11 protein-coding genes are annotated in these 19,430 nt (G+C 49.4%); 9 read left to right on the plus strand and 2 right to left on the minus strand.

Going from position 1 to position 19,430, the window contains the following annotated elements:
• Positions 1 to 120 precede the first annotated feature (120 nt).
• Genes CUN63_RS16755 through CUN63_RS16770 form a run of 4 tightly spaced genes read left to right on the plus strand, consistent with a single transcriptional unit; the run spans position 121 to position 5,969 of the window.
• On the plus strand, positions 121 to 1,590 hold the full coding sequence (locus tag CUN63_RS16755; RefSeq protein WP_129440934.1) for a site-specific integrase: 1,470 nt from the start codon (positions 121 to 123) through the stop codon (positions 1,588 to 1,590).
• Positions 1,583 to 3,508: a hypothetical protein gene (locus CUN63_RS16760; protein WP_129440936.1), complete on the plus strand. Its 1,926-nt coding sequence runs from the start codon at positions 1,583 to 1,585 to the stop codon at positions 3,506 to 3,508. The genes CUN63_RS16755 and CUN63_RS16760 overlap by 8 nt, the downstream gene beginning before the upstream one ends.
• A complete protein-coding gene (locus tag CUN63_RS16765; RefSeq protein ID WP_129440938.1) occupies positions 3,505 to 5,559 on the plus strand; it encodes an integrase in 2,055 nt (684 codons plus the stop codon). The genes CUN63_RS16760 and CUN63_RS16765 overlap by 4 nt, the downstream gene beginning before the upstream one ends.
• On the plus strand, positions 5,559 to 5,969 hold the full coding sequence (locus tag CUN63_RS16770) for a hypothetical protein (RefSeq protein ID WP_129440939.1): 411 nt from the start codon (positions 5,559 to 5,561) through the stop codon (positions 5,967 to 5,969). Before CUN63_RS16765 ends, CUN63_RS16770 begins: the two co-directional genes overlap by 1 nt.
• A 132-nt stretch (positions 5,970 to 6,101) precedes the next feature.
• Here CUN63_RS16770 and CUN63_RS32215 read toward each other — a convergent pair whose 3' ends face one another.
• Together CUN63_RS32215 and CUN63_RS16780 are read right to left on the minus strand one after the other, a co-directional pair.
• Positions 6,102 to 6,326 carry a BPSL0761 family protein gene (locus tag CUN63_RS32215; protein WP_129440941.1) on the minus strand — a complete coding sequence of 75 codons (225 nt, stop codon included), beginning with the start codon at positions 6,324 to 6,326 and terminating at the stop codon, positions 6,102 to 6,104.
• A gap of 461 nt (positions 6,327 to 6,787) precedes the next feature.
• On the minus strand, positions 6,788 to 7,063 hold the full coding sequence (locus CUN63_RS16780; RefSeq protein WP_306108932.1) for a helix-turn-helix domain-containing protein: 276 nt from the start codon (positions 7,061 to 7,063) through the stop codon (positions 6,788 to 6,790).
• On the opposite strand from CUN63_RS16780, the gene CUN63_RS16785 reads away from it, so the two are divergent.
• From CUN63_RS16785 to CUN63_RS16810, 5 genes are all read left to right on the plus strand, one after another.
• Complete coding sequence (locus CUN63_RS16785) at positions 6,989 to 7,594, plus strand: hypothetical protein (protein WP_371928241.1); 606 nt, start codon at positions 6,989 to 6,991, stop codon at positions 7,592 to 7,594. The genes CUN63_RS16780 and CUN63_RS16785 overlap by 75 nt on opposite strands.
• A gap of 456 nt (positions 7,595 to 8,050) precedes the next feature.
• Positions 8,051 to 9,286: a Druantia anti-phage system protein DruA gene (locus CUN63_RS16790; protein ID WP_129440945.1), complete on the plus strand. Its 1,236-nt coding sequence runs from the start codon at positions 8,051 to 8,053 to the stop codon at positions 9,284 to 9,286.
• Between the two features lie 19 nt (positions 9,287 to 9,305).
• Positions 9,306 to 10,952 (plus strand): hypothetical protein, encoded by a 1,647-nt coding sequence (locus tag CUN63_RS16795; protein ID WP_129440947.1) that lies wholly within the window; start codon positions 9,306 to 9,308, stop codon positions 10,950 to 10,952.
• A gap of 16 nt (positions 10,953 to 10,968) precedes the next feature.
• Positions 10,969 to 12,858 carry a hypothetical protein gene (locus tag CUN63_RS16800; protein WP_129440949.1) on the plus strand — a complete coding sequence of 630 codons (1,890 nt, stop codon included), beginning with the start codon at positions 10,969 to 10,971 and terminating at the stop codon, positions 12,856 to 12,858.
• Positions 12,859 to 13,894: 1,036 nt separating this feature from the next.
• Positions 13,895 to 19,429, plus strand: a complete 5,535-nt coding sequence (locus CUN63_RS16810; RefSeq protein WP_129440953.1) for a DEAD/DEAH box helicase — start codon at positions 13,895 to 13,897, stop codon at positions 19,427 to 19,429.
• The last annotated feature ends 1 nt before the right edge of the window (position 19,430 follow it).

The following is a 19,430-nucleotide window of genomic DNA, read 5'->3' on the forward strand; positions in this document are numbered from 1 at the left end:
TACCTCTCGGGCACGTTGCGTGCGCCTTGTAAATCAAGGGGGCTGGACAATCTGCAACGACTTGGGAGGCATCGCGACACCCCAACCTTTAACGTGAACTCACCATATTCGAGGTGAGCCATGTCTTACACCAATCCAAATCTTGAAGGCCGTCTGATAATCATCTCCCTCGCGCGTGATGCTTTCGCTGATCTCTACACGCGAGAAATCCCTGGCGCTGTTTGCTCAATGCTTGAAGGGGGGGCTTCGGAGGTTGTATATAAGGTTAATGAAGGCGGCGCTGAAGATACGCACGATCTCTACCACGTCCCATTCCTGCTTCATCCAAATGGCGAGCCTTGGCATGAAGCAAACTCATACCTTCTCTGGTGTATGCGCGACAAATCCCCTTTAGAGAGGCGAACTGATGAGGTGCGGCGTCGTGGCAGTAAATTACTCGACTACCTTTTGTTCTGTGAGACCAATAACTTGGATTGGCTGGACTTTTCTGGTTCGCGCCCCCCTCTTCGCCCGACCTATAAATATTTCAATAATTTAGTGATTGCCGGAAAACGAAGTGGTGGTGTAATAAATCAATATACCTCGGTGGTATATCACTTTTACAAATATGTATCGCAATATTGGCATCCACTCGATATAAGGCGAGTGGATACGGTTAAGCAAGTTAAATTCCTTGTTCAGACCCCGCGAGGCGCCCAAGTAATTGATGTTATGAAGCGTAGTCAGACTCGACGCACGCCTTCTAGTAACGCAATTCAAATTGGTTTTGTTAGAGACGGTGGCGACGACTTAAGACCACTTACCAATATTGAGCTTCGTCTGCTGTTGGAAACAATTAATGGGGGGGGATTTTGGTCTACAGTTGAGAGATTGATACTGCTCACTTCCTTGATGACCGGTGCGCGCAAGCAAACAGTTTTAACGATGCGTCTAAAACATTTAAAAGCTTTCGAAGAAACCAAGCTGTTATCGGAAGGAGCCTATAAATTGCACGCAGGACCATCGACTGGTATCGATACAAAAAATGATAAAGCACAGACTCTATATTTCCCCAAACAGCTTGCTGAAGAATTGATCGTGCTGGCCAGCAGCCCAGCGATGAAAAAGCGGCAGACCATATTCTTGAACGAATTACGAGTGCTCTTTCCTGATCAGTCATTTGAGGAGGATGACGTTTACTTGTTTTTATCTGATCAATGTAATAGCTACTATATGGCAAAATCTGATCCTAGATATTTTATGACTAAATCACCTCAAACAGGTCAGGTGACGGAGACGATAAAGCGTAAGTTACTAAAAAGTATAACAGCAGGTTTCCCCAACGATTTTTCTTACCACTGGTTACGAGCAACTTTTGCTTACCAACTATATCAGCGTCTTCAGGTTTTAATCCGAGAAGGGCTAATGCATATGGGTGACGATATAGCTTTCATACAAAAGCGAATGCATCATGAGTCGCGGCAAACTACTGAGGGGTATTTGAAGTTGTTTAAAATGACGCATGAGAAAATATGTGCCCAGGAGTTGTGGGAAAAAAAGCTATTTAACGGTAGTTACGATGTGCTGATAGTGGATAGCCGCCATGTGTGAATTGGCGAAAATGGAGCTCCGTGAGACAAACGTTATTACACTTGTGGATGCTATGCAGCCAATCCTCGAACCTGAGTTGTTGCGCTTACAGCTGTCAAAAAAAATAAGGAAAAAACCGATCGATATAGGTAGTTTGGCATATTTCGCACGAGGGAAAAACCTTAATAGTCATGATGATTGTGGGACGCCAGTAGTTAAATCTTCATTTGTTGAGAGTCGTCGCAATTTGATTATGATGCTGCTTGAGAGCTACGCCGTAATGCGTGAGTCTTCAATTCTGACGTGGAACTATCGCTCGGAGTATTTTATTGAATGGTTAAATAATAATGGTTATAAAGAGATTTTCGCAAGTGACGTATATGCGCAGCAAGCGTACCGAGATTTTACGTCTTATCTCAATCACCGAATAATGGTTGGAGAGATCAAGCCCTTGACTGCAAGTGGATATCAAGATGGGGCTGTAAATATTATTGAGTTATTATATCCTGATACATTTCACTATATTTTATCTGGTGTTGTAAAAATACTCGCTCCCAGTGGTTCTGCAACGCCAAGTGATACTCATGTGCAGTTATATAAAGACGTTTTCTTGGCAATAGCGCAGCATTGCAGTGACTTTGTTTTGAATAATAGCTCTTATCCTTGCGTGGTGAATATAAGGGATTATGAAGTTGTGATGTTTCCATCAAATCACGGAGCGATTGGGCCGTTTAAAATACCCCCGGCAATTTATAATCCCGTTCAGCGGCGAGTAGCGACGCCGGAAGAACATATGGCCGCGAAGAAAAAACTAGACCGAAAAACTATGGTTAGGTTTGATTCAAATCGTGCCGTATTACGGGCGCAAGAAAATGTCAATGCGGCTAATGAAAATAATCGTCATTGGCATCGATTATATCTGAGCGCTCTCGCTGCAAAAGCTTACGCCGGACTCTTTCTGCTGATTACAGGTGCCTCACCTACCGAGTTTTCTCAATTTACCTATAAGGAGGCGATAGAGGTTGAGAAGTCACCACTGAAAAAAGAATTAAAAGCTATAAAGTTTCGGGCTGGCGGGAAGACTACTTTATATAACATCGGGCGACACAACGGTTTACCGCTACTAAGGCAGTACCTCAAACTTCGCGAGTGGATATTGAATGGGAAAGAGGTGCCTAATTTATTCTTCGCTATGACTAAAGGTACGCAAGGCAACAATGAGAGTTTTGAAGAGTTTTCAGCGTCGAGCACGATGAAAAAATTTCATGGGTCTATTTCAGGCGTCTTTTTAGACCCTAAGGTTCCAAAGCTATCTTCGCGAAAAATGCGAAAGCACAAGAGCAACGTACAGCATTCGGCTCGCTTATCTCCTTCTACAGTTTCCAAGTCGCTGAATCACACCGAAGCAGTTAATCTGTCTACCTATGCTGAGGCTACATGGGAGCAACAGGAAACGGAATTTAGTCTGTTTTGGCAGTCTGTGCGCCATGCCGCAGATGTAGTTCGTGAGCGTAGTGAGACTTCTTCTGGCGATAGAATCTCAACTGCGGCAGGTCATTGTGATGACTTTAATCAACCATCTGCCCTAGGGGGCTGGGGCACTTCGTTTATCGAACCGAACTGTAGAACACAGTATGGCTGCTTATACTGTTCGCATTATATATGTCATTCCGATGAAGAAGATTTGCATAAGCTCTTTAGTTTGCAATATGTAATTGATTCGGTACGGAAAATAAACGCAGACGTAGGGCATGCTGATGCTCTGTTTAAGGACTTGTCGATAAGAATTAATTTTATAATTAGCGCGATTGGTGAACGCTCCGTATCTACTCTGCAATTGGTCGAGATCGTCAGAGAGAAAGTTTGTAGCTACGGTATATTGACCCCGTTTTGGGAAAATCGTTTGAGTCGCTACGAACAGATAGGGGTAGTATTTTGAAACGAGGTGTCGAGTCGATAGGTAGTCTTTTTGGTAGCGGAAATTTTTCTGTTACTTGTGAGCCAGATAATGCTCCGGTAAAAATTTCTAAACCTAGCGCTGATTTTGTATTGTGTCGTAGCGCAAACGGTCAGCCTACTGCTATATATGGGCAGAGCGTTTGGGATTTCAATCCTTATAGGTTGTCAGCTAATAAAATTAGCAGGATATCCTTTGTCGTATTTGACAATCAGGATGACGAACAGAACGCACTGGTTGAAGAGGCAAAATATCTGTTGTATTGTCTGATCTACTTTGGTGGAGGTGGGCGGCTCGGCAAACTTAGTGTTGCGACACTGTATAGGTATTGGGGGATACTTCGAGGGGTGATGCAATTTGGTTACGCCCAGAAGCAAAAACCAATTGTCGGCGTGCTGTCTCTGCAACAGATTTTTTCTACTCCGGTTTATCTGGCATCAGTCATTCGTGAACAATTTTCAGGAACAGATAGATCAGCTTTGTCCGGACTATTGTCCCAGTTAGTGCGTGTTGGCCGAGAGCGGATCGGGTATGACATATTGAATCCCAACCGCTTTGACCTTAGAAGGCCTGAGTCTAAACAGTATCCCGTGATACCGACGCGAATATATTTGAATCTGATCAATGTGGTAGGGGATCTGCTAGATCAGCTTTACGAAGGGGTTGGATCTTATCAGTCTTTCGTCAAATCGTTTTCTGACGAGCATTACGGGATTAATTTACACAACCAGAAAGGTCGCAAGCTTGGTGGAAAAGCCAACTATAGACCCGACATGGCGCAAGCGCTTCGAGAGCACGGCCTAGAGAAAGTGTTAGTTGATGAATTTCAATGCGACTTTAAAAAAGATGTTCAGACAGTTTTGCTTAAAATTCAGCATTTGGCGAAAACTGTAATTCATCTATATACCGGTATGCGCGAACAGGAAGTGATGCGGATGTGTTATTCCTGTCTTTCGTCGGAAATTTCTAGACCACCTGTGATTGATGATCACGGTTTGGTACGCGATCAGCCCCTAACCGTAATGGTGATATCAAGTACGACAAAATTTACAGGCTATAGAAAAGAAGGTACATGGTACGCGCCAGTAGAGGTCATCAAGGCAGTTGAAGTAGCTCAGGCAGTCTGTAGAGGACTTGCAAGTATATATGGAGTTAATGCAGATGCTAACTGTCCACTATTTCTTAGTCCTTCAATCGTAGGCTATAGTCGGAAATCTTTAGGGGTTAATGTTACTCAGTTTAAAAATCGAAGTGCGCAGTTGCGTGCATTACGCGGTTTGAGGATTCAGGCAGAGGACCTGCTAGAGCTGGCTCAGAGTGATCCTGGTCGTGACTTTTATAATGAGTCAATATATTCGGTTGGCAATTCATGGCCGTTAACTAGTCACCAGTTCAGGCGCTCACTCGCATTCTATGGCAGCAGCAGCGGATTTATTTCGCTGCCCGCGCTGAGAAGCCAATTTAAGCATATGACCATACAGATGGCGCAATATTATGCAAATAACTTTGAGAATCTTCGTACGGTTTTTGGGTATTACGATCCTGAAAAAAAAGAATTTGTTTTGCCGCCGAATCATTTCGCATTTGAGTTTCAGATGGCTATGCCTATGTCTGTCGCAAATCAACTAATAGCTGATCTACTTTTCAGCGAGGAGCCGTTATTTGGTGGTACTGGCTCATATGTGCAAAAGCAGAAACAGCGATTTGAGTCGGGTGTCATTCATATTGAAGATATTCGAGCCGAGACCCTGCAGCGTGTCAAGGATGGAGCTATCAGCTACCGTTCAACGTTGCTTGGTGGATGTTCAAAGGTAGGTCGCTGTGATTTCTTTCTTTTGGGTGATTATAGTGAATGTCTTGCCTGCGAGGCAGCTGTAATTAAACCTGACAAATTGGTAGCTGCTATTGAAGCTGGGATTCAGGAGCTAACTTTATATCCAGAAGGTTCGGGGGAGTATCAGATTGTCAAAAGTGAAGTTGAGCGGATGCTTGCTTTCAAGAGTCGCCTTATTGACTTAGTGGAACTGCAATAATGAAACAGAGAACCACAGGTAAAGGATTGATTGTTTGCGAGGAGGCATTGCAGCGCCTAGTAGTTGGTAAACCCTTCCTCGCGGAGCACGTTGGTTTACCCCTGTCTAAGCTTACTGCTGGCGCCGTAAGCCGAGAAGCTGGTTTCGACCCTGGCTATCTCAAAAAAAGCCGTAAATTGCACCTACCATTAATAGCAAAAATACAGTCGTTGCGAGAAGAGTCTTCTAATAATCCCAAATCTTCAAATGCTGATAGGGTTGCATACCTGGAAGCTAAGTTGGCAGTAATAGAGGTGAGACTTGTCAAGGCTAATGAGCTGTGTGATAAAGTTCTGACTCAAAATCTCCAGCTGTGGGAGCGTGTTCGGAAACTTGAAGCGGGAGTGGGTCATGTTTATAGAATCAATTGATTCGATTCGGCCTAGGATTTCGCCAACCTTTGGCTAGTTTTGCAGGCGTATTGGGCAACTCGCGAATGCGCTTGAAGCCATTCCGGTATATCGGGATGGCTTGCCTGTAAAATCAAGGGAGTTAGTTTGTTCTTAAAAGGAAGAGCTGAAAACAGGACTAAGAGTCCCTATCAGTGCAGTATCTTCGCCCTCTTCAATAATTCCCGCTAACAGCATGTCATGCCTAGTTGGGTAATGGCGCAAGAGAAAGCGGGCGTCGCGTCTAACGCGCTCGGGTAGCGATTCATCATGGGACAACTCTTCCAAGAAATCGCGTGTTTGGACTACTGAACGAGTACGTTCGCATGGCATTGTCATCTCGGCCCATCCATATCAGCGATAATTAAAATATCGGATTCGTAGAATTGACGTAGTGCTAGCTACGAAGATACTGCACAGCAGAAAAAAATCACTTTGCGTATCTTTCGCTTCATACTTTGGGTCAGATACGCCGGTCCAATAACCGCTACCGCACCCCGGACTCCTCTTGAGAATAGTACATCGGCTACAGGTCATTCACCCTGCTTTGCCACATCAGCATCGATGATTACTGTACCGTGAGCCTGAGCACAGTAACGTGTTCCTTCCGGCAAGCATTAAATTTCAAGAAGTTTTGAAACCATAATCTATGCTGGGTATATCGAGCAGCAACGAAGCAAGGCTGGTTATAAATCAGGTCCTATTCCTATCGATGGAAATCCGGGCTACCGGCGTAGCATCGGTCGAAAATGGGGACAGGAGCAGTACTGCTCGCTTCCAGCAGATCAGAGGGAGGCGTCTCATACCTCTTCGCGAATGCGAGTGATTAAAGAGTCTAATGTGGCAGTGTCATCTAGCAGAAGGTAGCAGCGCATCAGAACCGTCAACGGATGAACGTCCATGACGGAGGCTAGTGCGTCCACCTTTTCAAGGGTTGGGCCCTTTCCGCCACCCTCCAGTTGGCTAAGGTAGGTTTGGCTGCTACAGCCTCCGAAGTCTTCTTGACTCAGATGACGAGATTTTCTCATCTCTCTCAAGGCCATACCAAACGCTTGTTTCAGCTCCATTTTTCTCATCCCCGCAAAAGGAATGATGAAGCCGCCTTGAACGCCAGACCTCCATTAACTATTGTTAATATTTTGGGGGGATTTTTCGTGTTTAAAACGCATAGTCATGCTCAGCTATTTCCAGAACACGTTTTTGAGGGGGCGCGAGTTCAGCACTGGCAGTATGTTGAGCTCGAGATGCATTTTCCGTGGTTTTACATGGAACTGGTGCGCGACTACGGTGACGACATTGTAGGTAGCATGCTCATGATTCCGACAGTTCCGATACTTCAGCGGATGCTTTTGGAACTGGATGATCACTCTTGGTTTGCTCAAGCCTATCTCATGTCTCCTGGCTACCTGAGGGGCGAAAATAGCTGGGTGATGGAGCCACTTGTAGAGGTGAGCCTTGCGGAAGGGGATGCGAATAATTTGGCGGGTTACATCTACAAAGTCGAAGGGGGCGCGTGCTACAGCATTCAGCACGAGAGTACGTGCGGAGGTCTTAAAATTGCTGAGATAATTTTTTCAGCGGAGCGGCATCTGCGTACGTATGGGTGAACCGAAATTTACGACGCAACCCTTCTGATGAATTATCGTGAACCTAATTGCTCGGCTGGCAACCCGAATGTGGACTGGGACGATGGCAATCACGGCCGCTCTCTTCCCTCTCCCCGCTTCATGGCGGTGGGGTGATGGCACATCGTCTAATCGGCCTTTATAAATACTGAATGTGTATGTACGATCGCCGCCACTGCATTTGCCGGCGAGTATGTACAGCGCACCTATTTAGCTTGCCAAAAGGCAGGTGCAAAGCTCCCCTTGATTTGTTCGGCTGATTTGTTCGGCTGATTTGTTCGGCTGATTTGTTCGGCCGGCCTATGGCGCTGCTGCGACGCGTTATGCTGACGTCATCCGTTTGGCTGGTTCCTCACATTTGTTTCGCTGTGTGTTGTGTATCAATCCCCTCGGTTTAAAAAAAGCTCAACTGGATCAATACTGCGCAGGAAGCAATAGATGCCAAACGGCAACGCAATCATTATTGGCGTTAATCTCAGGGAAGCCAACCTGAAGCGAAAGCTTCGCGAGCACCTGCATTCTTTGGGCTTCACTAAGACCGCTGAAGGGGCTTTGCGCGCGCCGGGAAATAGCAAGGATGCGATCCGCACGTTGCACAGCGCTCAGCGAGAGGAGCGCCTTATCGCCAGCGAGAACTTCGTTACGAGGGCTGGTGGAAAACTGATGCAATACTTTGCGTCAGGAATGGATGTAAAACCCGAAAAAATCTCTCCAGTATTGGAAAGGGTTTCGTCCGGTACTTGGCAAAGCGACCTTTTTAGGCTCGCTTCGATGTCATGGTCCGTCCCAGTATCCAGCGGTTTTGGTAGGCGCTTGCGTTATCTCGTTTGGGACCAAAGCAATGGGAAGCTAATGGGGATCATTGCGGTCGGTGATCCGGTTTTCAACCTTGGTGTAAGAGACAAATTCATAGGCTGGAACTCGGAAGATCGCGGCGCCAGGCTTGTCAATCTTATGGATGCTTACGTACTCGGCGCAATCCCGCCGTACAACGCTTTGCTTGGTGGGAAGTTGATCGCCTGTCTTCTCCGCAGCCGAGATATCTACAACGATTTCGCCAAAACCTACGGAGCCTCGACTGGCATTATCTCGCAGAAAAAAAAGAAGGCTCGCCTGCTTTCCATCATCACGACATCATCGATGGGGCGATCCTCGGTCTATAACCGACTCAAGCTGAACGGGACTGAGTATCTCAAGTCGATTGGCTATACAGGCGGCTGGGGGCATTTTCACATCCCCGACTGGCTGTTCATGGAATTGCGGGACTACCTACGCCATATCGACCATACCTATGCAGATCAGCATGCCTATGGTCAGGGCCCCAATTGGCGGCTACGGACCACTCGAGCTGCCCTGCTTGCACTGGGGTTTAAAGATGATTTGATGCGGCACGGGATTCAGCGCGAGGTTTTTATATGTCAAATTGCCTCCAACGCGACTAAAATTTTGCAGACTGGGAAAGGCAAGCCAGAGATCAGTTCGCTTTTATCGGTGAGGGAAATTGCCGATATGGCATTGGATCGTTGGGTTATACCGCGAGCAAACAATACTCCGGATTTTAAGTATTGGAGGCCTAACGATCTCATTCACTTGTTTGGCAGCCAAGCGGAAGTCCTTAGAGCCCAAGTAGAGCGAACTGACGCGCTCGGTAAACGCGCGGGGACCAAAACCTAGGCACGTAGGGAGATGTGCATTGGACTATGCGTATAACAAACTGACGAACAAGGTCGAATCTGCTGATCAGGCTACAGGCTTTGACCTGTACACCTGTCCATGCTGCAAAGCGATGATGAGTCATCGCGCAGGGACCATCCGAAAGAAATACTTCGCCCACTGGCCCGGGTGGGGAACGCCTGAGTGCGAAAATTTTTCACCGGGTCAGCAGACACAAAATACCCAAAGTGGTGTTTTTACTGCGCTGACGAAACGGCGGATGGATCTGCGGCTGATCATTCCAAAGGAGCAAGGCCGTACCGGATGGTATTTTGAACTCGTGTTGCCGTCGTGCCGAGCGTGCGATGCCACTGTCACGGTGGATGTGGGGGGGCGCCTACAACCGATCAACATGCGCGGTATGACTGATGGCTTTCGGGTCATGGCCGAGCTGTCGACGGAAAATTTTCGAATAGTATCCTTTGATGGCGACCCTGATCCTTTTTTTAAAGGGAGCGTGGAGCGAGAGTGCCTAGGATTTCCATCTTTTGGTGCTGCTGCCTTTACTGCTTCGGGACGCGGAGAGACTCGAGGGTTTCCTAGAGCGCAGGAACTCAGAGGTTCAGAGACCTATGCGTTGCTGTGGAAGGAGCCTGCGACCCCCGATTTTCCGAATGAGCTAGTTCTCGACTGGCTTGTTGGCAGGCAAGGTTGGCACCACGCGCTCGTTACGCTTCCCGATAGGCCCTCATCAGAATGCTCACAGTGGCTTCAGTCCTTTACTGGATTGATCGTTCATCCGCCCGTGCCCTACATCATTCCTATTTGGCCGTTTCTAACGCGAAACTCCAGCATCCACACTATTGAATGCGCTGAATCATCAGTGGTTTTGCTTTCGGCTCATATGATGCCTATGGGGCTGCAAGACCAAGGGCCGACGATGCAAGCGTTTGGTGGAAGTGACCGCCTTTCAGCTACAGGGGTCGATCGATCGCCAGCGTTCTTTGCTTTGACACCGGAGAGAATAGAGTACTTCCGTGTGGGCAAGAATGAGTATCAAGATCTCCAAAGGGTCTTCACCCGCTCCCCTTCGCTAGGACGTAACCAAAGAATACCTGCCGTTGAGGTCATATTTAAGGGGCTGGATGGGGCATGCTTGGTAGTCCCGATACATCAGAAAAGATGCAAGACTCTACTCGCGGCCGTCCGGGCTCAAGAACTGTCGCTTGAGTACCTCGCAATGCCTCCTGGTACTGAAGGACAGCTTATTACCGAAAGACGCTCTGAACGCTGCGAAGTTAACCTCTCCGCCGGCGTGGCCCCAGCTTCCCATAATCAGCATCAGCGCCTTCTTCCACTTGAGGTGCAAGCATCTGTCATCTGCTATCTGACTGACCCAGAGTGCCGTATCGATCTGAATTTCAGCGGATTCGGGCGACTACGCCTATACGGGGAACAATCCTCACCTGTTGCTGAGAAGACGTTGTTGACGCTTGGCCCAAGCTTAAGAGCTAGGGTTCACAGTTATATGTGTCAGTTGCAAGTAAGCACGCCGATGCTTGAGTCTGCGGATGATCATTCGCTGGTTCGTGCATTCTCTGTGGTGAGGCCGCAACCGGAACTTATCCCGCATCACCGTACGTTAGCGACGAAAATCCTAGCTTGCGGTTTTGAACTTAACATTTAGGAGTAGGTGTCTCGCCATGAGTTACCAATATGGCCAGGAGGCAAGGGATCGTATCTCAGCGCTCGGGCAGACAGCGGTTGCTAACTTCATCGATGAAGTTCCTCTAGCGTTTCGAAAACCGTTTTACGACCGTCAGCCGGCTATGCCGGGTTTTAGGCGAGGTACGCCACCCGAATTCAAAAAGAAGCAAGAGCGTCTGGTTGGCCATCTTGTTCACCAACAGTTAGGTCCGAAAGGGGATGCCGATTGGAAGCTATTTGCCGCCTTGTGGCTGGCATGGGCGAAAAACCGGTTGGGTGTTGATTTTCCCGTAAATGATGACCCCTATCTCACACCAGATTCGGGGTTAGCCTTCCTGAGGAGTCTGGCGGATCAGTTTCCTGATAGTCCGAGAGAGACAGTCGAGCGCCTATTCTGCTTTAGCGGATTTGCAGATCAGGCCGCCGCGCTAGTTGCGTTGGGGAATTTCCGCCCGGCATCGACCCTTGCCCGTGATCGCATGATCAATGAGCTACCCGGACGTCTGGATAAGATTGAGGACTACATTGAAATTGCAGAGCCGGCGGCAGAAGAGACGGCGAAGCGGATTGACCAATTTGAGTCCAACTTGGGCTCTCTGACCAAAAAGATTGATCTGGTTGCTTCTGCCATAAGTGATGCTGACAGTGATGTGAGTGATTTGCGGACCTCACTCGACGCAGTAGCTGCGAGCGCTGACACACTCGAAAAATCGGTCCAATCTCTGGACACTGCTGGGAAGCAGGCTTCTGAATCAATCTCTACCTTCAACGGTCGTGCTGAATTTCTCGAAAAAAACCTAGAGGCACTTTCGGTCAAGGCAGAAAAATGGCATGAATTCTTCGCTGAGATTTCGGAATTAAAAGAGGCAATTCATCAGATCCGTCTGCATGAAGACGGTTGGAACAAGACTGCCAATGCGATTGATGTGTTGGCCGAGCGTTTGAACGTGCTAGAAGCCAATCTTTCGAAAGCAGGCGACGGTTTTTCTAAAAAATATCAGGCCCTGATTTTTGAAACGGAGCCACAGGGGCCGCTCGTTGAAATCAACTCTCTTAAGATCGCCTGTGAAACGATTGCTTGGAACCTTCAGGCATGCGGGATTTTAAATGGTGTCGCAACCAATATTGCTCGTCAGATTTTGGCGGCGCTCGCCACTGGACAGATGATCCAATTTTCGGGCTCGATTGCCGACTTGGTGGCGGATTCTGTCGCGGCCGCTGTAGGTGGCCCAAAATTTCATGAATGGCGAGTGCCTGTCGGCCTCATTTCAGATGAGGTTGCAACTGACTGCCTTGAAGTCGCTGAAGATTCGTCGGGTTGTTTGCTCATCAAGGGCGCCAACCGTTCAGCATTTGAAATTTACGGAACCGCGATTCGTGACGTCGTCGTGCGCCGTCAGTATTCCATCTTGCTCTATCGTCGCCTCGCTCTGATCGCCTCTTGGACACAAGGGCCTGCTGCATTTTCTGATGGTGGCACTCTTGCCGAACTAGGCCCTGTTTTTGATACCGACACTTTCCGTATGCGGGGAGGAGTTGCCAGTTTGCCAGGTCTGAAGTTTGGTCATCTCATGTGCGATTCTTGGGACCAACTCCCAGGCTTTGATGAGAATTTGCCACCAGCGCCTGTTATGGAATTGAAAGACGGTCTTCGGGAGGCAGGCTTTTCTCCCGGCAATCTTTGGCTAAGAAGTGCAGAGCGCGCCTTCGTGCGTCTGAGAACATTGCCAGGCGCGAGTGCAGAGGAAGATCTACATTCTCTGCTGAGGTTTTGGGCACTGCCTTGGGCAAAGGCGACTGCGGGACCAGCCGACGACATAGCTCGATTAGCCGATCAAGTGCTCGCAGGTATGCGAAGTGAAGTTGCGCTTATTGAGGGAATTTAGATGAAGTGGCAGGCGACGTCCCGAGATGAAGCCCTAAAAGTTCTCGCAGTAAGCATCGGATGCAAAGTCTCTGGCGAAGGGCTTCGTATTGCCGTGATATCAGAATGTTTGCGAGCTGCATCATATCTGTGCTCCGCCCCGGTTGAAGGATACGGAGCCTGGAAGTCTGCGGCGTCCCTTAGCTTAACCAGCATGGTCCGCCGGCGCTTGAGCTCGATTTGGCCGGAATTGGCCGAGGAAGGTGATACTCCGCATGGAGTTATGACTGTCCTTAATAGTCTAGGCGACGTGGGAGATCTGGCGAAGGTTGAGGGCAGCAGATGGCTCACATCACCAGCTCGAGGTGTCAGAGCGGCAGATAGCACGGCAGTTGTAATTGGAGGCGGTCCATCTCAGACATTCCCGCGTTCAGTTCAGTTGATATCTAGCGGCAGGGTGCGCCTTGTTGATGCGAGATCCTGTGAAGGTTGGATTGATATTTGTGACGCTCATGAATGGATTGGCGCTCCTATGGAGGGACTGGAAGCATGGTCTGCACGAGTGCTCGCAGCGGCAAGGGGCCGGCTAGCCGATGCTCCGGGTGAATTGAACGAAATTTCAATTTATTCGACCGGCAGATGGGCGCAACTCGTGACCATGCCGAGCGCAGAGGGGATCTTCCTCTCCAAGTGCCAGACTGGACCAATGCACTCTTATTTTATTGGCAGTTTTTTTCGCGGTCGTCTTCGGAAAATGGCGTCTTTGGATTCCCAAGATGCCAGGCGTCTTAGTTTTCAACTAGACATCCAAGCTGGATGCCAGATGAAGGTCGAGGCCAAGACTTCGCATGGGTTCACAAAGCTTCAATTGTGGCGGCGACTACCGCGAGAAGAGGAAAAAACGCTTTTTCTTGGTTGGCAAATACCAAGCCCAGGAGGTGCGCACCCAGGCGTCACCTCCCACGTTTTACCTACAGAAATGCTACCCATTGTGCGCAGCGCGCTTGACGGGCTTGGCGTAGTTTTGCATCAGCGCTGAAGCGCGAAGGAGGGATCTGATGAGCGTCACGTCGATGATGGCTGAAGCAACTGGTGTCCACGAGACAACAAAAAGCTTGGCTGATAGCTTGAGACAATACATTGAAGCCCAATACCACATCAGGGACGAGGGACTTGTCAGAGAACGCAATGCGCTTTTGCAGGCAGATGGGACGGTGGCTCAAACACCTTATGTGGAGGCGACCGCAGTTTATAAAATTGGCGCACCATACAACAGTTTGCCTATTCCAAAAATCGCAGCCGAGGTACTGACACAACTATCGGTGATGGGCTTGGGACTTTACCCTCTACCATACGAGCACCAATCTCAGGCACTCGTCTCGTTCCTTGGGAGGGACGCAGAAGATCTTGTGATAGCGACAGGTACAGGCTCGGGAAAGACCGAGAGCTTTCTTATGCCCATCATCGGGAAACTAGCAATAGAAGGTGAGGAACGGCCAGAGTCCGCTGCTATGCCTGGCTGCAGGGCGCTGCTGCTGTACCCGATGAACGCCTTGGTCAATGATCAGTTGGCCCGTATTCGCCGTATGCTTGGAAACCGAGATGCGTCCGCAATCATATCCAAAGGGCGGAATGCGCCGGTACGTTTCGGTAGCTACACGGGACGCACTCCGTATCCTGGGCCCCGGTCGCCCGGTCGTGATGAGCGCCTTATTAAGCCTCTCTTTGAAGAGTTCTATAAAAAGGTAGGGAAAGTCCCGGCAGTAAAAAGCGAACTTGATCGGATCGGCCGGTGGCCGAGTAAGGATCTCGAAGCATTTTACGGCGAGGACACTGTCAAGATCAAAACAAACTCCGCAGGGAAGCAAACTGCCTCAAATAATTGGAGGGGAAGGCTAAAAACTCAGCCAGATGACCGTGAGCTAATGACTCGTGATGAAATTCAGACGCGCTGTCCTGAATTGCTGGTCACGAACTACTCTATGCTCGAATACATGCTCATGCGGCCGATTGAGCGAGACATTTTCGACCAGACGAAAGACTGGTTGAAAAAAGACTCCCGAAACGAATTCATACTCGTCCTTGATGAAGCCCACATGTATCGAGGTGCCGGTGGGGCGGAGGTCGCCCTTCTAATCCGTCGTCTGTGCGCCCGTTTGGAAATTCCTCGCGAGCGGATGCGCTGCATCCTAACGAGTGCAAGTCTTGGTCGCGATGAGACGGCAGCCGCGGACGGAGAACGTTTTGCGCGCGATTTGACGGGGCTGCCTGAAGGATCTTCGCGACGGATCAAAGTTATTCAGGGCACACCCGAGCCAAGATCTACCGAATACACCGTTACTCAAAAACAAATCGACGCTTTGGCCGATTTTGATTTGAATGCGTTCCAACGAGCCGCTGATGATCTCGCCGCGTCGGCAAACGCCGCAGCGGTTCTCGCCGGAAGGCTTGACTGGAGTGCCCCACAGGCAAATGACAAACCTTCATTTCGCGATTGGCTATTCAACAGTCTTACTGACTTCGGGCCGCTGGAGAAGCTCATTACACTGGTGTCGGGCAAGGCCGTCCGCTTGGACACGCTGAGCGAGACGCTTTTTCCTGATTGCACTCTAGACAAGGCTGAAAAGGCGACAGATGCGCTACTCGCCCTAGGTAGCTACGCGCAACGACGATCGGACAACCGAGTACTACTGCCCACTCGTCTTCACCTCTTTCACCGAGGACTACCAGGATTACATGCCTGCGTCGACCCAAACTGCACCAATCGTTTGGCGGACCACCGAGGCTCTACTATCTTGGGGCGGTTGCATACCAAGCCTTTGACTCAGTGCGGCTGTGAGTCTAACAGCCGTGTTTTTGAGCTACTGACTCACCGCGATTGTGGAGCCGCGTTCATTCGAGGCTATGTAAGTGAGGAAAGGCATTTCGTGTGGCATCAGCCAAGCGGACCTTTGTCAGAAGGTGGAATCGCTCCGCTCATGCCGATTGAGATTTTTGTAGAGGAAAATGCCCACCCCCGCAGTCGACACATAGATATGTGGTTGCATATGTCCACGGGCATCCTCACTGCTGTGAGTCCAGGTGAAAATACGGGCTACCGAAAAGTACGCATACCTGACAAACCACCGACCGGCGGCGATCTAACCTTTGATAACTGTCCGGTTTGTATTCGTAGAGTAAGGAGCGCCAAAGGTGACCCTTCGAAAATCATGGACCATGTCACAAAAGGTGAAGCACCGTTCACCACATTGGTCCGGACTCAAATGGCGCGGCAACCAGCCAGTCGCACTACTGATGCGCGACATCCGAACGGTGGTCGAAAGGTTCTCATATTTTCTGACGGTCGGCAGAAAGCGGCTAGGCTTGCTCGGGATATCCCACGTGATATCGAGCTTGATGTTTTTCGCCAGGCCATAGCGCTAGCGTGTCAAAGGCTGCGCGAAAACCAGCAAGATCCTCGACCTACGTCAATGCTCTACCTCGCCTTCCTTCAAATTCTGACAGAGCAAGATCTCCCGATATTTGATGGACTCGATGCGAAAAGAATTGAGGAGGTACGTGCGGTTTATGAACGTGATTATGGGCCCGATTATTTGCAAGAAGCGCTAGGAGATGGGAACCCTCCGAGCGACTTTCCTGCTCGGTATCGTATCGCCCTGCTGAAGCTGCTCTGCAGTAACTACTACTCCCTTTCAGGAACCACCGTTGGTTTCGTTGAGCCATCTCAAAGGAAGTACAAAGCGCTGAAAGAAGAGCTCAAAACTGCTGGCATCGTCATCTGTGACGAGGACGTCCGTGCCCTTGCGGTTGGATGGATTGATTCGCTCCTTCAAGACTTCGCATTTGATTCGTCGATAGATCCGATACTTCGTTACAAGGCGGCCGGCTACCCTAAATCAGGCTGGGGTAGCAAGGGGCAGTTTGACAAGGAGTTGAGGGTGGCGTTAACCAGTCATCTCGGATGGGCCAGCACTACCTTTGAGTCAGTTGAAACGATTTTTCGCGGTCAACTGGCTGAACATGTGGATGGTGGTTGGTTCCTTTCCCCAAACTCATTGAGGCTTGTGGTTGATCTCGCGCATGTATGGACCCAATGTTCCGATTGCACCTCACTGATGCCTTTTGCACTAGCCGGAAATATCTGTCTAGCGTGTGGCAGTCAGGGCTCTACACCTATTGACCCTTCCAACAGTGAATACGTCAAAGCACGTAAAGGATTTTGGCGTCTCCCAGTGCAAGAGGCTTTAGAGCCAGGTGCTCGCCTTTCCAACTTGAACGTCGAGGAGCACACGGCGCAGCTTTCCAACCGTGACCGCAGTAAGGTCCACGCCACAACAGAACTGTACGAGTTGAGATTCCAAGACGTTCTGGTGGGTGAGAAGGACAGACCGATCGATGTGCTGAGTTGCACCACAACTATGGAGGTCGGGGTCGACATTGGGTCTCTAGTTGCGGTTGCATTGCGGAATGTTCCGCCGCAGCGCGAAAACTATCAGCAGCGTGCTGGCCGAGCAGGACGGCGGGGATCTTCCGTATCTACGGTGGTGACATATTCCCAGAACGGACCGCATGACAGTCACTACTTCTTAAATCCGGCTCACATCGTAGCCGGCCCGCCGCGAACTCCTGAGGTAAAAGTAGACAACGAAAAAATCGCCCGCAGGCATGTGCATGCTTACCTCATTCAGACGTTCTTCCATGAAGTCATGGCGCAATGCAAAGTTCCCACTGAGAAAACGTCAATGCTCCTAAAGGCATTAGGCTTGACGCAGGATTTCTTTTTCGGTGCAGAGGATACTGGACTTAATCTCGGAAGCTTCAGAGCTTGGGTATTACGTCGTGTCGTTGCTGAAGACGCCGATTTGAAGAAGTCGGTGGTTGCTTGGCTACCACCAAAACTCGACACACGTGGTATTCCGCTGGATGACTGGCTTGTAGACACCGCTGAAAGGCTTTTGCTGACGTTACAGGAGCTTTCCGCCCATGCACCAAGACCAGAAACTCTAGATGAGAACGCTGAAGATGATGAGGATGATGAGGAAGGGGCCACTGGTTTGAGCGAAGGTTCAGAACCTAGGCTGGAGCAAAAGGAACTGCTGGAGTTTCTCTTTTTTCATGGGCTGTTGCCGAGCTACGCGTTTCCCACAAGCCTTTGCAGTTTTTTAGTTGAAAAACCAGAGCGAGTGAATAACAAGTGGGAGATACGGACCCTTCAGCGGCCGCAGCAATCTATCTCCAAAGCCCTGAGTGAATATGCCCCTGGCCGCCTTATCGTGATTGATCGAAAAACCTATCGATGTGGGGGGGTATTTGCAGATATGCCCGCAGCGGTGGTAGATCGTGCTCGACCACTTTTTGCGAAAGCCAAGCTCAAGCTGCACGTTCACTGCAAGGCTTGTTCTTTTGTCAGAGATCCCAATAAAACAGGAGGAAATGGTGGGGTTTGTCCAGTCTGCAATGGGGAACTTGTGGCTGAATCAATGATTCTGCCAGAAGTTTTTGGTCCAGAGAAAGCGAAGGAATTGCCCGAAATCGATCGGGATCAAGAGATCACATATGCGACCATGGCGCAATTTCCGCAACCAGTAGATCCGGAAGCATTTAGTTTCATCAAGTGTGGTCCCTACGCAAGCTATACGCATGCGATTGACCAAACATTGGTGACAGTCAACCGAGGGAAAGAGGGCTCTGAGTTGGGCGGCTTTTCGGTCTGCATGGATTGTGGTCATGCCTCGGTTTATGACCGGGACGAAGTAATTGGCATACATGATCGCCCCTATTTACAACAAGGCCCAAAAGGTACGCCGGAGCGCTGTAGCGGGACGTTTGATCGTGTGTTGTTGGGGCATGACTTTGATACTGATCTTCTCTTGCTCAGGCTGAAAATTGCAGATCCGTTAGTCACCAATACAGTAGATTCCATTGTTTTACGGATCCTCGAAGATGCGTTACATACGATCGCTGAAGCACTTCGTCTTGCCGCGAGTCGCCACCGTCAGTTGGACTTGGACCCGGCAGAGTTCGGGTCTGGATTTCGTATTGAACCTGCACTCCAAGATAATGCTCGGATGCTCGACGTGTTCTTGTATGACACTCTTTCGGGAGGAGCAGGTTACGCAGAGGTTGTCGCGAGGCACATGCCTGAAATTCTCGAAGCCACGCTAGGTCTTCTGGAGAGTTGTACCTGTGAAACATCATGTACAGAGTGCCTGAACCATTTCCACAACCAGCATCTTCAGAACCGACTCGACAGGCACTTAGGGGCAATGCTGCTACGTTATGCTGTTCGAGGCGAAATACCGGGCTGCTCATCACCGGCAGTGCAAGTCGCAACGTTGTCACAACTTCGCGCAAGCCTTGAACTGAATGGCTACCAGTGCTCAGCAGTTGAAAGTCATGAGACCCCGCTGTTGGTGGCCCGCAATGGCCGCCAGGTAGCGATTGGTTGCTATCCTGGGCTAATTACCACCCCAGAGTTTGTACATCCCGTCGCGAAAGCCAAGGGGGTACACAGCTCTCGTGGACTGAATGAGTATCTGCTTCGGTCTAACCTGCCTGACGCTCAACTCATAGTTCAAGCTTTATTTCAATAGT

Origin of the sequence: Pseudomonas sp. ACM7, from assembly GCF_004136015.1 — a bacterium.
Classification (GTDB): Bacteria; Pseudomonadota; Gammaproteobacteria; order Pseudomonadales; family Pseudomonadaceae; genus Aquipseudomonas; species Aquipseudomonas frigoris.

Bases quoted from the DNA above. Each gene is read 5' to 3' on its own strand.
- CUN63_RS16780 (WP_306108932.1), bottom strand. From the start codon at position 7,063: ATGAGAAAAATGGAGCTGAAACAAGCGTTTGGTATGGCCTTGAGAGAG.
- CUN63_RS16770 (WP_129440939.1), top strand. From the start codon at position 5,559: ATGAAACAGAGAACCACAGGTAAAGGATTGATTGTTTGCGAGGAGGCA.
- CUN63_RS16760 (WP_129440936.1), top strand. From the start codon at position 1,583: ATGTGTGAATTGGCGAAAATGGAGCTCCGTGAGACAAACGTTATTACA.
- CUN63_RS16800 (WP_129440949.1), top strand. From the start codon at position 10,969: ATGAGTTACCAATATGGCCAGGAGGCAAGGGATCGTATCTCAGCGCTC.
- CUN63_RS16790 (WP_129440945.1), top strand. From the start codon at position 8,051: ATGCCAAACGGCAACGCAATCATTATTGGCGTTAATCTCAGGGAAGCC.
- CUN63_RS16755 (WP_129440934.1), top strand. From the start codon at position 121: ATGTCTTACACCAATCCAAATCTTGAAGGCCGTCTGATAATCATCTCC.
- CUN63_RS32215 (WP_129440941.1), bottom strand. From the start codon at position 6,326: ATGACAATGCCATGCGAACGTACTCGTTCAGTAGTCCAAACACGCGAT.
- CUN63_RS16810 (WP_129440953.1), top strand. From the start codon at position 13,895: ATGAGCGTCACGTCGATGATGGCTGAAGCAACTGGTGTCCACGAGACA.